Annotated in this window: 12 protein-coding genes; all 12 read left to right on the top strand. The window is 46.0% G+C overall.

Features of this window, described 5'->3' with window-relative positions:
- The first annotated feature begins 3 nt into the window (after positions 1-3).
- The 12 genes from DUK53_RS06340 (at position 4) to DUK53_RS06285 (ending at position 15,124) form a co-directional block, all read left to right on the top strand.
- Entirely contained in the window at positions 4-1,221 is a 1,218-nt protein-coding gene (locus DUK53_RS06340) for a glucoamylase family protein (RefSeq protein ID WP_036132600.1), read from the top strand.
- On the top strand, positions 1,200-3,602 hold the full coding sequence (locus DUK53_RS06335; protein ID WP_156110605.1) for a beta-galactosidase: 2,403 nt from the start codon (positions 1,200-1,202) through the stop codon (positions 3,600-3,602). Before DUK53_RS06340 ends, DUK53_RS06335 begins: the two co-directional genes overlap by 22 nt.
- Before the next feature lie 352 nt (positions 3,603-3,954).
- Entirely contained in the window at positions 3,955-6,039 is a 2,085-nt protein-coding gene (locus DUK53_RS06330; protein WP_036093157.1) for a hypothetical protein, read from the top strand.
- Positions 6,040-6,182: 143 nt separating this feature from the next.
- The gene (locus tag DUK53_RS06325) at positions 6,183-6,923 is read left to right on the top strand and encodes a WxL domain-containing protein (protein WP_036093159.1); all 741 of its coding nucleotides are present in this window, start codon (positions 6,183-6,185) and stop codon (positions 6,921-6,923) included.
- 314 nt (positions 6,924-7,237) lie between these two features.
- Complete coding sequence (gene ahpC / locus DUK53_RS06320) at positions 7,238-7,801, top strand: alkyl hydroperoxide reductase subunit C (RefSeq protein ID WP_036093161.1); 564 nt, start codon at positions 7,238-7,240, stop codon at positions 7,799-7,801.
- 2 nt (positions 7,802-7,803) lie between these two features.
- Complete coding sequence (gene ahpF, locus DUK53_RS06315) at positions 7,804-9,333, top strand: alkyl hydroperoxide reductase subunit F (protein WP_036132603.1); 1,530 nt, start codon at positions 7,804-7,806, stop codon at positions 9,331-9,333.
- A gap of 117 nt (positions 9,334-9,450) precedes the next feature.
- Positions 9,451-10,068: an acetyltransferase gene (locus tag DUK53_RS06310; protein WP_036093163.1), complete on the top strand. Its 618-nt coding sequence runs from the start codon at positions 9,451-9,453 to the stop codon at positions 10,066-10,068.
- On the top strand, positions 10,065-10,280 hold the full coding sequence (locus DUK53_RS06305; RefSeq protein WP_036093164.1) for a hypothetical protein: 216 nt from the start codon (positions 10,065-10,067) through the stop codon (positions 10,278-10,280). The genes DUK53_RS06310 and DUK53_RS06305 overlap by 4 nt, the downstream gene beginning before the upstream one ends.
- A 604-nt stretch (positions 10,281-10,884) precedes the next feature.
- Positions 10,885-12,333 carry an FAD-binding oxidoreductase gene (locus DUK53_RS06300; protein WP_036093165.1) on the top strand — a complete coding sequence of 483 codons (1,449 nt, stop codon included), beginning with the start codon at positions 10,885-10,887 and terminating at the stop codon, positions 12,331-12,333.
- Positions 12,334-12,401: 68 nt separating this feature from the next.
- Entirely contained in the window at positions 12,402-12,971 is a 570-nt protein-coding gene (locus DUK53_RS06295; protein WP_036093166.1) for a glycerol-3-phosphate responsive antiterminator, read from the top strand.
- A gap of 78 nt (positions 12,972-13,049) precedes the next feature.
- Positions 13,050-14,333 carry an MFS transporter gene (locus DUK53_RS06290; protein ID WP_036093167.1) on the top strand — a complete coding sequence of 428 codons (1,284 nt, stop codon included), beginning with the start codon at positions 13,050-13,052 and terminating at the stop codon, positions 14,331-14,333.
- Between the two features lie 14 nt (positions 14,334-14,347).
- Entirely contained in the window at positions 14,348-15,124 is a 777-nt protein-coding gene (locus DUK53_RS06285) for an SDR family oxidoreductase (RefSeq protein WP_036093169.1), read from the top strand.
- Positions 15,125-15,144 lie beyond the last annotated feature (20 nt).

Below are 15,144 nucleotides of genomic sequence, written 5' to 3'. Positions count from 1 at the left end.
GACGTGAATCGAGAAGATATCTTAAATATAGAAGCAAAGGGGTGTTTTGACTTCTTTTGGAATGAGGCGAATACGGATCCGGCTAGCCCAGGTTTTGGCTTGATTCGTGATAATACGGCGGCGGACACGCGGGATTTTGCGAGTATTGCTTCGGTCGGTTTTGGGCTGAGTGCGATCGTGATTGGTATTGAGCGGGAATGGATTACGTTTGAGGAGGGCAAAAAGCGGGTTTTGGGGACGATGAAGACTTTTTGGAACCATGCGGAGGAAACGGAGGGCTTTTTCTATCATTTTCTCGATATGAATACGGCGAAAAAATATGAGGCGTCGTATGATTGTGCGTCAATCATTGATACGTCGTTGTTCTTGAATGGGGCGCTCACTGTGGCGGAGTATTTTGGTGGGGAAATTGAGGCGCTTTTTGAGAAGATTTATAAGCGTGTGGATTGGACAAAATACTATAATGAGGCACAAAATCAGTATTTTATGGGGTATAACCCGGAAACGGGCGGCTTCGGGGCTTGGGATATGTATGCGGAACAGATGATGCAGTATATTCTGGGTGTGGCTTCACCGACGCATGGTGTTCCGGCGCGGATTTATGACGGTTTTGAGCGGAGTTTGTCGACGTATGGGGACTACACGTTTTATAACTCGCCGGGCGGGCCGCTTTTTACGCACCAATTTTCGCATGCGTGGTTTGACTTTCGGGATGTGCGGGATGCGGATGGTGTGGATTGGTTTGCGAACTCGGTGGCGGCGACGCTTGCGCAGCGGCAGTATGCGATTGATAATCCGGATGGGCGTGTGGGATATCATGCGAATTCGTGGGGTGTGACGGCGTGCCAGGGGCCGAATGGTTATATTGCTTACGGGACGCCGCCTTATAAAGAAGGGATTATTCCGGAGGGCAACGATGGGACGATTGCGCCTGCTGCGGCTGCTGGTTCGATCGCGTTTACGCCGAAAGAGTCGCTGGATATGATGGTGTATTTGTATGAAACGATGCCGGAGCTTTGGGGCAGATACGGGATGCGTGACGCTTACAATTTGGAGGGCGAGACGGCTTGGTTTGCGGATCGTGTGATTGGGATTGATAAGGGCGTGACGCTACTCATGATTGAAAATTACCAAACGGGACTGATTTGGGAGCTTTATGGACGGAATCATTATGTGAAAAAGGCGGCGGAGATGCTTGGTTGGGAAAGGGTGAACGCATGATTGAGTTAGTGGAACGGCAGATTCGGATTGACGGTAAGGCGGTGCTCGTGATGTGTGGCGAGATTCATTATTTTCGCCTAGCGCGTGAGGACTGGGAGGATCGGATTGTGAAATTGAAGGAGGCGGGATGCAACGCGGTGGCGTCTTACATTCCGTGGATTTGCCATGAGCCAGTGCGAGGTCAGGTGGATTTGACGGGGGCGACGCGTGCGGAACTTGATTTGGGCGCTTTCATCGATTTATGCGCGAGTCATGCGTTGTACTTTTTCGCGCGACCGGGTCCGTTTATTATGGCGGAGATGAAGAACGAGGGGATTCCGTATTGGGTGTATGACGAGATTCCTGAGGCGATTCCGGTTGGTTGGGACGCGGTGGAGCCAACGACGCCGACGCTGGATTATTTGGCGCCGCGCTTTCTTTCGGCTGCTGAAAACTGGTATCGTGAGGCGCTGGCGGTCATTGCGCCGCGTACATATCCTAATGGAGGGAATGTGATGGCTCTACAGTTGGATAATGAAATCGGGATGCTGTCCTGGGTTTCCAATACGCCGGATTTGACGGACAACGTGTTGGCGGACTTCGCGAGCTGGTTGGATGGCAAAACAGAGCATGGTTATCCGTTCGAGACGGCGGATATTGCTAAAAATCCAGCCCTGATTCGGTCTCCAAAAGAGGACTACTCCGCAAAATTGCATCAGGATTTGGGATACTACATGCGAGACAGGTTCCGCCGCTACGTCGAAACACTACGAAACTACGCGGAAAACTTTGGCGTGACGGGAATCCCGTTCGTCGTCAACATTCACGGAACCGGCGGCGGACGCGGCTATACTTTTCCGATTGGGATTAGCCAACTCTATGAGAGCTACACACACGAAGCGGGTTACCTGCCAGGCTCGGACATTTATTTCGGCGATTTTACGATGGAAAATTTTCACGATCTCCATCTTATTAACGCGTTCATGACGGCGACGAATCGCGATGGACAACCAATAACTTCCGTCGAATTCAACTGTGGCGATGGGAATTTTGGCGATAATCTCGGTGGTCGTTATGACGTTTCGGCGGCTGATCTAAAGGCACGGCTCTGCGTCGCGCAAGGCAATCGACTCATCAACTACTATCTCATGGCTGGCGGCTACAACTACGAAATGGCGGAAAACCGTCCAGACGGCAACAATCGCATTGCCATCACCGGTGAACGTCACGGCTTCGCGGCCCCAATCAGCCCAGAAGGCGAGCTCAATTACACCTATCCGCGCATGGCCGAATCAATCCAGACCATCATCGCGCTCGGCGACAAGCTCGCAGCAATGGATGAAGAACACGACGCGCTCCATTTCGCGTTTATTCCCGATTACTACATGACCGAATACAGCTACCCGTCAAGCACTGCGGCCCAAGCGATCAAGCAGAACATCGAAGCTAACCGTGCCTCAGGAAGTTGGGATATCGTCGCCAAGTCACTGCTCCTAAACAGCTACCGATTCGGCTCCATCGACATCCAGAACCGCGAATTCGACGCGCAGCAGCACCCAGTCATCGCCCTACCATGCGCCCGCTATCTCGCCCGCGACATCCAAGAACGGCTCGTCACCTACCTCGAAACCGGCGGCGCCCTCTTCATCTACGGCGAACTCCCGCTCTACGACATGGAAGGCGCCCCGTGTAAAATTCTAACCGAAGCACTCGGCGCAACCTACCAAGAAACCAAGAACGATCACGGCTACAGCCTCTCCATCACCGGCGAAAATTGGTGCAGAGAAAAACCAGAAATCCGCACCCATCACGCCCAACTTTTCAGCCTAGAAAAAGGTACCGCGATCCTAAAAGAAAAACAAGGTGACGGCATCTGTGGCATCGAAACCAAGGTGGGCAAAGGTCACGCGATCGCCATCACAACCGCCTATCGCGGCGACATCGACTTCATCCAGACAGCATTCACGAGGCTTGGCGCACCGCCCATGCTGGCACACGATTACCCCCATCACGGCATCGTCACAACAACGACAAAAAACGCGCAAAACGAACGCTTCGTGCACCTGCTCAACCTAGATGGCATGGAAAAACAGTTCCGCCTCACAGAACAAGATGCCCCACTTTTTGGCGGTAATCCAATCACACTCGGCGCCAAGTCAGGCCTCATTTTGCCACTTCAAATGCAACTAGGCCCAACGTTTATCGAATATAGCACAGCAGAAGTCATGTCTTATAATGAACAAGAAATCAGGCTGCGCGTACTACAACCAGAAGCGACAATCTGCATCCAAACAACGCAGCACATACGAGAATCAAGAAACTACACAATAACGAAAAAGTTAGGAAGTACAATACTTCACATCAAAACACGAGGAAAATTAAAAATCCAGTTCGATAAATAAGATCAAATTCCCATCTTACTTAGATTCGAGTCAATGAATCTAAGTAAGTTTTTTTGCGTTTTGAACGAACTTAATATTTCTCTAGAACAACAATCATAAAGAAAAAATAGCGCTAGGATCCTATTTGAAACAATACTAGGCCACCTCTGAATGTAACAAAATATACACAAACAAGCTCAAACACAACCTTCCATAAGAAAAATCATTCTCTCAGAAGAATAAAACCCCAAAAATCGCTCTCCCACAACAATAAACCACCGAAAACAACATTTCGCAAATGGGTATATACTAGGTTTATTCCAACAGGAGGACAACAGCAAAACGAACTTTTAAAACAAAGAAGGTGGAGACTATGAAAAAGAAAATTTTAACGTTTATGCTTATTGCAACGATACCCATGGCCAGTTTTTCAGGATTAACAAAAGCAGAGACAACAGAATCTAACCAAGTGGAGGAAGTGCAAGGCAGCGACAACATAGAGACCTCCCCAATAATAGATAAGACAGAAGAAACAAAAACAGAAGAAGTACAGCAATCGGCCACAGGCAGTAAATCGGAAACACCAAAACTAAAAGGCAAACTCAAAGCCGACGCACCACTTGCCATTGCCAATCCACAAACCTTTGTTTTAGGTACAGATTTAACCAAGGTTGACCCAAAAACTTTTGTAAGCAATGTTGCCAATAATGGCGTCAACATGAAGATAGAGTACGTCACGAAGCCAGCGACAAATCTAGTCGGTGTATATTCAACCACGGTGAAAGTGACGGATCTTAGTTCGCAAGCAATGCAGACTATTGATGTTCCAACAACTATTCAATTTGGAGATACAATCTTTACGAGGTCAGGATATGCTAATGAAGGACTTTCAGCATTAACCCTTCATCATGGTGCAACTCCTTATATAACGAATACAGCGGGTGTCACTAGTGGTAAAGGTGTTTACCCAATCACAGGTGCCGCGAGAATAATTTATACGAGCAGTGTGCAATCGATAACCACTGATCATAAAGTTGGCACACCTTATTTTAGTAAAAGTGCAAGGGGGGATGACACAAGCAATGAGTTTTGTCAGTCTTTCAATACACCTGTTAATGTTGCGTACGGAGATATTATTTCTGTCTACACGCTTACTGGAAATACTCCTACATCGTTACCAAGTACTACTGCAACCTCACTCGATGGTGCTCAATCCTTGTCAACAGGAACCCACTATTTCGAAATCACCCCAACCGGCTACAAAGAAGTCATGAAATCATCAGCAACAGCAAAAACAGTAACAGCAGAACTCGGCGCAAAAGTTACACCAAAAGATTGCGTCACACTTCCAGCAAGCGGTACTTTCACCGTCTCCGATACGTTTATCCAAGCACCAGACTTAAAGAAGGTCGGCACAAGCCAAGTACAAGTCGAAGTTCGCGAACAATTAGATTCCGGCCAATATATTAGTAGTACAGTTACTAGTTCTGTGACAATCAACGCAGATACAACGCCTCCAACAGCAGATACAGTTACTCAGAAAATAACAAAAAATGCGGCTATTCCAGCACCTGAAACTTTTCTAACGAATATTCATGATGACGCAGACGACTACACATCAAACAAAATCAACATTAGCTATGTGACAGAGCCGACAACGACTGAGTTAGGTGCAAGAACTTGTCAAATTGCTCTAACAGATAGTGCAGGAAACGTAGCATACAAAGATGCAACATATTTTGTTGGCGACGAGACTACTGTATCAAATGATCAATATGGTCTCCGCGCTGAACCGGTTGTGATCAAGCAAAGTGAACTAACAGGTAAAACAGCAACCGAAAAAGAAACATTGATTCGCGAACGATCGAACGTTCAAGGATGGGATATTGAAGCCACAAAAGAAGTTAGCGATCAAGTGGCGCTTTCAAGTACAGACATTGCGAACCTCCCGACAAAGGCGAGCACAACAGAAAATTATACGGTGGCTATGTCCCTAGGAAATCTAACAACTGACATTGCAGTAACCGTAACAGATGATGTCACATTCGCCTTCAACGCCACGCCAGACCCACTCAATTTTGAGTCAACAGAGATGATAGGCGACGAAGTTACGATAGATCGCACGAATCCAAACTGGAACATCCAAGTCAAAGATACCCGCAACAATGGTAGCAACTGGTCTATCACAGCGACCGTTAATGGTCCCTTCAAAGACAACTCTGACCCAGACGCAAAACAACTTCATAACGCTTTAACTTATACAAAGGGAAGCACCGAAACTCAAATTTTAGACAATCAAGCTTTTGCATTTTACGAAGGTCAATCGAATGAAGCATCTATTAAAACTATCGAATCCACAAAAGATCAAGGTTTTCGTATGAAAATAAACCCAACAGGCGTGAAAGCAGACGCAGAATATCAAACAAGCATTACATGGACACTGAACGATACGCCATGAGTTTTGAAAATAACCTTAAAGGATGTGATGGCGAGGAAAATCTCAGGATATTTCTTAACATTGTAGGATAAGCATCAGATGCAAGACCAAGTGATCTCGGGATAGCTTCATCAAATCCTGGCACTTCGAAGGAGAACTTTCACATGACAATCAAAAAATTCGCGGTAATCGGTTTAGTAACAATTTCAGCAGTAGCAGCAACAATCGGTATGGGTACACAAGCATCAGCAGCAGAAGTTGGCTCATTAACAACAGATAGCAAAGTAAAATTCACAAAACAAGCGGAAGATACGATTATCCCTCCAGTAAACCCAATCGATCCTGACCAACCGCTTGATCCAGATGCGGAAGTAACACCAGGAACTGGCGGACCGTTAAGCATCGGTTACGTCTCTGAATTCGACTTCGGTACACAAGAAATTTCTGGTGAAACGAAAACATACAACGCAAAATTAGATAAAGTCAAAGTTGGCGGCGAATACGTTGACGTACCAAATAACGTGCAAGTAGCGGATAACCGTGGTAACAACGCAGGTTGGAATTTGACAGTCGCGCAAAATGGCCAATTAAAAGACGGTTCTGCCCGTAATCTAGAAGGTGCAGAAATCGCCATTACAAAAGGTACTGCCGTAACGAAAACGGGAACAGGCGTAACCGCTCCAACCGTGAATCAATCGATCAAATTAAATCCAAACGGTACAGCGTCCATGGTTATGAACGCAACAGCCAATCAAGGTATGGGTCAATGGGTGGATAAATTCGGAGCAGATAACACAGCCGCAGCAGACGCCGTGACACTAACAGTACCAGGTAAATCAGCGAAATATGCCGATTCAGATTATGCAACAACACTAACTTGGACACTTTCTGACACACCACAATAATAAAAAAATGAAAATGCGTATCGAAAATCTGATGTTAGATTCTTGATACGCATTTTTTTCCTGTTTAAGGATACATAATTGAGAAAATGCTATTTTAATTGATAAAAATAAAATCCATGTAAAAAAAGAATCCGCTATCAATAATTAAATCCGTTGCTATAGAATGATTTACAGCTTTGGGAATAAGTCAAGTCAAAATTACATTGACTTCAAAACAATAAACATTATAATTAACCATTGACATTCTAACGAAACAAGGTGATAATTTTAAGTGTGTAGTTTCACATAATAGGAAATTTAAAGGAGGAAATACAATGTCATTAATAGGTAAAGAAATAGAAGAATTTGCTGCTAAAGCCTTCCATCAAGGTGAATTTATAGATGTTTCATCGGAAAGTTTCAAAGGAAAATGGGGCGTGGTCTGCTTTTACCCGGCCGATTTCACCTTTGTTTGCCCAACTGAACTAGAAGATTTGCAAGATCAATATAAAACGTTGCAAGAGCTGGGTGTAGAAGTTTACTCCGTTTCAACAGACACACACTTCACGCATAAAGCATGGCATGATTCTTCAGACGCAATTGGTAAAATCGAATATATCATGATTGGCGACCCGACACATAAAATCTCACGTATTTTTGACGTGCTAGATGAAGAAGAAGGTTTGGCGAATCGTGGAACATTTATCATCGATCCAGATGGTGTTGTTCAAACAATCGAAATTAACGCAGACGGTATTGGTCGCGACGCCAGCACTTTAGTGGATAAAATCCGTGCTGCACAATACGTACGAAACAATCCAGGCGAAGTTTGTCCCGCAAAATGGAAAGAAGGCGCGGATACGCTGAAACCAAGCCTAGACTTAGTAGGTAAAATCTAAAAATGGCATTAGATCAAGAAATTAAAGCGCAACTAGCGGGCTATCTGGATTTACTAGAACAAAACATTGTTCTAAAAGTAAGCGTCGCAACAGATGAAAACTCGCAAAAACTACTGGAATTCGTCACGGAAATTGCGGACATGTCTCCAAAAATCCGCTTAGAACATGGTTCACTATCCAGAACACCGAGCTTCAGCGTCGAACGTGAAAACGAAGACTTCGGCATTGCTTTTGCGGGGATTCCGTTAGGTCACGAATTCACTTCACTAATTTTGGCGTTGCTACAAGTCAGTGGTCGTCCGCCGAAAATCAGTGAAAATCTCGCTGCCCAAATCAAAAGAATCAACAAACCGCATCATTTTGAGTCTTACGTAAGTTTGACGTGTCACAACTGCCCAGACATCGTGCAGGCGCTTAATATCATGAGCGTGCTGAATCCTAATATCTCGCACACGATGATCGAAGGCGGCATGTTTAAAGACGAAGTGGAAGCGAAAAACATCATGGCTGTACCGACAATTTTTGAAAATGGCGTTTTATTTGGAAGTGGCCGCATGACGATCGAGCAAATCATCATCAAAATCGTTGGTGAAGCAGATGCCTCCGAATTTGAAGCGAAAGATCCGTTCGATGTCCTCGTAATCGGTGGCGGTCCAGCAGGTGCTAGTGCTGCGATTTATGCCGCGCGCAAAGGGATTCGCACTGGAATTGTAGCAGATACGTTTGGCGGTCAGGTACTAGAAACGCTAAGCATCGAGAATGTGATTGGAACGAAATATACAGAAGGTCCAAAACTGATTGCGCAGATTGAAGAACACGTGAACGAATACGGCGTGGATGTGATGAAACAAGTGCGCGCTAAAAGCATCACGAAGAACGAAAACGTGGAAGTCACACTCGAAAATGGCGCTGTTTTAACGACTAAAACGGCGATTATCTCGACGGGTGCAAGATGGCGTAATATCGGCGTTCCTGGTGAACAGGAGTTCAAAAATAAAGGTGTTGCCTATTGTCCACACTGTGACGGTCCGCTTTTTGAAGGGAAGAATGTCGCTGTCGTTGGCGGTGGAAACTCTGGTATTGAGGCGGCGATTGACCTCGCTGGTACGGTGAAACATGTGACTGTGCTTGAATTTATGCCGGAACTAAAAGCCGATGATGTTTTGCAGAAGCGTCTTTATTCCTTACCGAATGTCACTGTTTTGAAAAATGTACAGACGAAAGAAATTACAGGGCAGGACAAAGTGAACGGCGTTACGTATGTGAACCGCGAAACAGGCGAAGAAGTTCACGTTGATGTAGAAGGCATCTTCATCCTGATTGGTCTAGCTCCGAACACGGAATGGCTGGGAGACGATATCGAGCGCAATAAAATGGGCGAGATTATCACGAATAAACACGGCGAGACAAGCGTTCCCGGCATATTCGCGGCTGGGGATTGCACGGACAGTGCCTATAAACAAATTATCATTTCAATGGGTTCAGGCGCTACCGCAGCACTTGGCGCATTCGATTATATGATACGAAATTAAAAAAAGCTATCGATCTGCAACGTTTTGAAGTTGTAGGTCGGTAGTTTTTTGCGGTTCTCCAAAAGTGGATTCTCGTGGTATACTGAATAAAAATGTATGAGCTAAAGGAGAAACGAGATGGCAGATGTAATCATAGTTGGAGATGGCGGTCATAGCAAAGTTGTTCGGGAATGCTTGGAGCAGCAAGGTGTCGACACGATTATCGGAATTTTAGACAACAAATATACGAGTTACGAAAAAAATGGGGCGCAATTTCGAGCTCCGTTTGACGATTTTGAGCAGTACAAAAAGGATACGACATTGTGGTTCATCGCTATTGGTGATAATAAGGCGCGTGCGGGAGTTGCGGCTAAATTGGGTGATGTGCGGTATGCAACGATTATACATCCGACGGCGATTATTTCGAAGGCGGCGACGATTGAACCGGGCACTGTTATTATGCCGTTAGCGGTGGTCCAGCCAGATAGCGTTATTGGCGCACATACGATTATTAATACAGGCGCGATTGTGGAGCATGACGTGATTATTTCCGAGGCAGCGCACGTTTCACCAAGGGCTACGGTAACAGGAGGCGTCAAAATTGGGACGGGTGTTCATGTTGGGGCTTCGGCGGTTGTGAATCCAGGGGTGGATTTAGGCGCATATTCTGTGATTGGAGCGGGCGCAGTGGTTGTTGGTGATACGGAAGCCGGGATGACGTATGTTGGGGTGCCAGCGAGGAAGTTGGAGCGATGAGGGCATTGTTTAAGAAGTTGAATGATTTTGATGAGGAGCATCCTTATTTGGGTGTCTTGATAGCAGCAGTTGTGGGTAGTGTGATAGGTATTTTGATAGAATATGTAGTAAATGGTGATTTTGTAAAATCGGGATTTTATGGGGTGTTATTTTTTAACGCTGGATGGTTATTATATGCTAGGAGAAGAGTGAAAAAAAAGAGGAGTTCATAATGTGGCAATCATGCACGCGGGAACGCGCCGATTTTTTTTGGTATCATAGCCTTCATATCTAGCTTTGTTGTGGTTCTTGGAAAGCGTCGTGTGCTTTTTTAGAACCTCAATATGCAGTGGAATGTAATGAGACTGCCTTCCTTTAGAATAGTGCCTCGAAAACTTCACGCCCTCCATAAAAAGCAAGAGAGGCTTTTTACTGCGGCCGCTCCAGTTTTTTTCGGAGCTGAGCGAGGTAGAGACTAATATTAGTTTTGTAGTAGTTCAAAGTAGGGCAATCATGTACGCGGGAACGCTCCGATTTTTTACGTATCATCGCTTTCAGATCTAGCTTCAAAAGCCAGCCTCTCGGAAATTTCGGTGCCTCCGAAAAATCCAAAAGAGGGATTTATCTGCGCCCCCTAACAATTTCTGTCGAGGCTAAACGGGCTTTTTCCGCTTTTCTTCCTTGACTTCCATGTAAGCGTTCTATATACTGTAGTTAGTTGCTAGAGAATTGAGATAAGCGACTCCTAATTTGTAGGAGTGCGCTTTTTTTGTGCTCTAAATACAGAAAAATTTACCATTATCGGTGAAATTGCGAATCGGAAGGGGTAGTTTAAGCATGGTTTTATCACGTGAGGAAGTTAGGAAAGCAATGGCGAAATTAGTTGGGGCGGAGAATTTGGTGACGGAGGAAGAGGCGTTGCAGCATGCGAGTATTGACCGTTATCGGAAGTATGAGGATATTTCGGGGATTTTTACGCAACCGATTCCGGCTGCGATTGTGAAGGCGCGCAATACGGATGATATCGTGAATGTGTTGCAGTTTTGTAATGCGAATGGAGTTAATTGTATTCCGCGGACTGGGAATTCGGCGCTTGAGAGTATGCTCGAATCTGTGAAGCCGAATCATATTGTGTTGGATGGTTCGGGGCTTGATAAAGTAGTGGAAATTGATGAATATAATATGCAAGTGACGTGCCAAGCTGGTGTGGTGCTGGAGGATATTGAGAATCAGCTGCGTGCGAAGGGGTTGACGACGGGGCATTCGCCGCAATCAAAACCGCTGGCGCAGATGGGTGGACTCGTTGCGACGCGTAGTACGGGCCAGTTCTCGACGCTGTATGGTGGGATTGAGGACATGATTGTCGGTTTGGAGGCGGTTTTCCCGAACGGGGAAGTGACGCGGATTAAAAATGTGCCGAGACGTGCGGCGGGGCCTGATATTCGCCATGTTGTCGTTGGGAACGAAGGCGCGCTTTGTTATATTACGGAAGTCACCGTGAAAATTTTTAAATATCAGCCGGAGAATCATCGTTTTTATGGCTATACGTTGGATGATATGGAAGTCGGATTTGAGATTTTGCGTGAGGTGATGGTCGCGGGTTACAAGCCTTCGATTGCGAGGTTGTACGATGTGGCGGACGCGGCGGGGCATTTCTCGCATTTTCAGAAGGATAAATGTGTGTTGATTTTCATGGCGGAAGGGCCTGCGGGAATCACGGCGGCAACGGGTGCTGGAATTGAGGAAATCGTTGCGAAATACGGGCAATGTGAACAGGTGGAGAGCCAGTTTATCTCGGATTGGTTTGATAATTTGAATTGGTTCCCCGAGCAAGTGGCGGAGGAGCGCGAGGAGATTGTTGCTACGAAAAATATGGGATTCACGACGGAAATCGCTGCGAATTGGGGTCAAATTAACGCGATTTATGAGTCGGCTTGTGCGCGTGTGAAGGCGGAAGTTCCTGATGTGACGTGGGTTGGCGGCCATTCTTCGCATAGTTATATGAACGGGACGAATCTTTATTTTGTGTATTACTATGATTTGAACTGTGAGCCTACGGAGGAAATTCATAAATACCACAACCCGATTAACAAAATTATCGTGGAGGAGTCGCTGAAACATGGCGGGACAATGGTGCATCATCATGGTGTCGGCAAGGCGCGTGCTCCGTGGATTAAAGATGAGTACGGTTCATCATTCTACATTCTGAAAACGTTGAAGCAAGCGTTTGATCCGAATAATGTGATGAATGCAGGAAATATAATCCCGCTTGAGTTCTTAGATTAAAGCAGTGTAAGATAGTGTATTGGGTCTTTATTAGGCCTAATACACTATTGAAGATGGGGGATTTTAAAATGAGAGAGAATATGTTGGATTTGCTAGCAGATAACCCGATTATTGCGGCGATTAAAGATGAAACAGGACTTGAAAAAGTGGTGCAGTCAAACTGTCATCTTGTATTTATTTTGTACGGGAATATTTGTAATATCGGTCAAATTGTAGCACAGGTCAAGGCGGCTGGTAAAGTTGCTTTTGTGGATATTGATTTGGTGGAAGGTACGTCGAATCGCGAAATTGTTGTCGAGTTTATGCGTAAAAATACGGAGGCGGACGGAATTATTAGTTCCAAACCAGCGATTGTGCGTGCGGCGAAAATGAAAGGTTTTTACACGATTCATCGGTTTTTCTTGATCGATTCGATGTCGTATCATAACTTGCCGAAACAGGTGGCGGCGTCAAAAACGGATTGTGTGGAGATTTTGCCGGGATGTATGCCAAAAGTGCTCGGTTGGGTGCAGGATACGATTAGTCAGCCGGTGATTGCGAGTGGGTTGGTTTGTGATAAGGAGGATGTGTTGATGGCGCTGCAAGCTGGTGCTGTGGCGATTTCGTCAACGAGTCCAGATGTGTGGGATAATATTTGATTTTTAAAAAGCGCAGAATAAAAAAGAACGTTTTAACCAAATAATGTAAGCGGTTTCTAGCTTTTGAGGGGGCAAACTATGAAGAAGGCAAAATATAGTCGTTGGTTTATTATCGCCATTATTGGCATGACGGGTGGCATGAGTTTTGAGCTGCCGTATTTGAAGTATAACTATCAGGTTCCGATGGAGTCACTGATGGGGCTTAGTGCTACGCAAGTCGGGTTTATTATGAGTGTTTATGGGACGGCGGCGATGGTGTTGTATGCGCCGAGTGGAGTTGTTGCGGATAAGTTTTCGCATAAGAAATTGATTACGTTTTCAATGGTGATCACGGGGGGCTTGGCGTTTTTGATGGCGCTTTATCCGCCGTATTGGATGCTGCTCGTGATTCAAGTGTTGCTGGCGATTACGACGGTTTTGTTTATGTGGTCGGCGACGGTGAAGGCGGTTGCGATTTTGGGAACGGCGGAGGAGCAGGGAAGTTTGCTCGGTTTTGCGGAAGGGATGCGCGGATTTGGTGCGCTTGTGACGGCGTTTTTGACGTTGTGGATGTTCCAATTGTTTGGCGCTGAATCGAACCCGAATAGTTTGAAAGCGGTGATGGTGACATACGGGATTTTCTATATTGTGTTCGGGATTCTGTGCTGGTTTGTGGTGCCTGAGGAGTCAAAAGCGGCGCGTGCGGCATTACCGAAATCGGAAAAGTTAGCGGCGAAGGATATACTGGTTGTCTTGAAAAAACGGACGACGTGGTATTGTAGCCTGATTATCATGGGTGTGTATACGATTTTTGCGGTGCTGAGTTATACGACGAGTTATTTGATTGATATTTTTGCGATGCCGGTTGTGATGGCAACGTTTATTGGGATGATTCGGAATCAGGTTTTCCGGACAATCGCAGGTCCTGTGGGTGCGCTAGTTTCGGCTAAAACGCGGTTGAAATCGCCGACGAAGATTATTTTTATTGGTAGTATCGTGACGTTTATTGGGCTGATTTGTATTATCGTGATTCCGGCTAGTGCGAGTATTATTTTTGTGATGATTGGACTGGTGTTGCTGCTGGCTTTCTTCAATTATGTGTCGCGGGGCATGTATTTTGCAACGATTGGGGAGGCTGGGACGCCGAGTTCGACGATGGGAACAACGATTGGTGTGGCGTCGTTGATTGGATTCTTGCCGGATGTGTTTATTTATCCGCTGATTGGGCATTGGCAGGACACGCTTGTGGCGACGCAGGCGTATCGGAATATGTGGATTCTCGGGCTTGTGGCGACGGGAATGGCACTGCTTTTTTGTACGTTATTAATGCGCGATATTAAACAGAAAAAACAAGCTATAATGGCTTCATTAGAGACACTTTGAGGGAGGAAAATAAGATGAATATACAAGATTTTGAAATGGATTTCTTTTCGTTAAAAGGTAAAAATGCGATTGTGACTGGTGGGAATTCAGGGCTTGGACAGGCTTTTGCGTTGGCGCTTGCGAAGGCGGGTGCTAATTTATTTATTCCGAGTATTGTGGCGGATGACGGGACGACGGAGCGCATGATTACGGAGGCTGGCGGGAAAATGGTGTTTATGCAGGCGGATATTACGAAGGAGGGCGTGCCGAAGCGGATTATAGATGAATGTGTGGCGGAGCTTGGTTCTGTGGATATTTTAGTGAACTCGGCTGGGATTTGTAAGCTTGCGGAGGTTCAGGATTTTGGTCGGGAGCAGTGGGACCCGATGATTCAGCTGAATTTGACGGCGGCGTTTGAGCTTAGTTATGAGGCTTCAAAACGAATGATTCCGCAACGGAGCGGGAAAATTATTAACATTTGTTCGCTGTTTTCGTTTCTTGGTGGGCAGTGGTCTCCGGCGTATGCGGCGACAAAACACGGGATTGCAGGCTTGACGAAGGCGTATTGTGATGAGTTGGCGCAGTATAATATTCAGGTGAACGGGATTGCGCCAGGGTATTACGCGACGGAAATTACGACGGCAACGCGCAGCAATCCGGAAACGAATCAGCGGGTGTTGGATCATATTCCGGCGAACCGTTGGGGCGAGACGCAGGATTTGATGGGGACAACAGTGTTCCTTGCGAGTCGTGCTTCGGATTATGTGAATGGACATCTGCTGGTTGTGGATGGTGGGTATTTGGTACGCTAAGGTAAATTTGACGGAAAAGA

The sequence above is a fragment of the Listeria sp. SHR_NRA_18 genome, assembly GCF_003856515.1.
GTDB classification, from domain to species: Bacteria; Bacillota; Bacilli; order Lactobacillales; family Listeriaceae; genus Listeria_A; species Listeria_A newyorkensis.
This window is presented reverse-complemented; position numbering and strand designations above follow the sequence as displayed.

Excerpts from the sequence above, each read along its gene's own strand:
- ahpF (WP_036132603.1), top strand. The coding sequence starts at position 7,804 with ATGGCATTAGATCAAGAAATTAAAGCGCAACTAGCGGGCTATCTGGAT.
- DUK53_RS06285 (WP_036093169.1), top strand. The coding sequence starts at position 14,348 with ATGAATATACAAGATTTTGAAATGGATTTCTTTTCGTTAAAAGGTAAA.
- DUK53_RS06300 (WP_036093165.1), top strand. The coding sequence starts at position 10,885 with ATGGTTTTATCACGTGAGGAAGTTAGGAAAGCAATGGCGAAATTAGTT.
- DUK53_RS06295 (WP_036093166.1), top strand. The coding sequence starts at position 12,402 with ATGAGAGAGAATATGTTGGATTTGCTAGCAGATAACCCGATTATTGCG.
- DUK53_RS06305 (WP_036093164.1), top strand. The coding sequence starts at position 10,065 with ATGAGGGCATTGTTTAAGAAGTTGAATGATTTTGATGAGGAGCATCCT.
- DUK53_RS06310 (WP_036093163.1), top strand. The coding sequence starts at position 9,451 with ATGGCAGATGTAATCATAGTTGGAGATGGCGGTCATAGCAAAGTTGTT.
- ahpC (WP_036093161.1), top strand. The coding sequence starts at position 7,238 with ATGTCATTAATAGGTAAAGAAATAGAAGAATTTGCTGCTAAAGCCTTC.
- DUK53_RS06290 (WP_036093167.1), top strand. The coding sequence starts at position 13,050 with ATGAAGAAGGCAAAATATAGTCGTTGGTTTATTATCGCCATTATTGGC.
- DUK53_RS06330 (WP_036093157.1), top strand. The coding sequence starts at position 3,955 with ATGAAAAAGAAAATTTTAACGTTTATGCTTATTGCAACGATACCCATG.
- DUK53_RS06325 (WP_036093159.1), top strand. The coding sequence starts at position 6,183 with ATGACAATCAAAAAATTCGCGGTAATCGGTTTAGTAACAATTTCAGCA.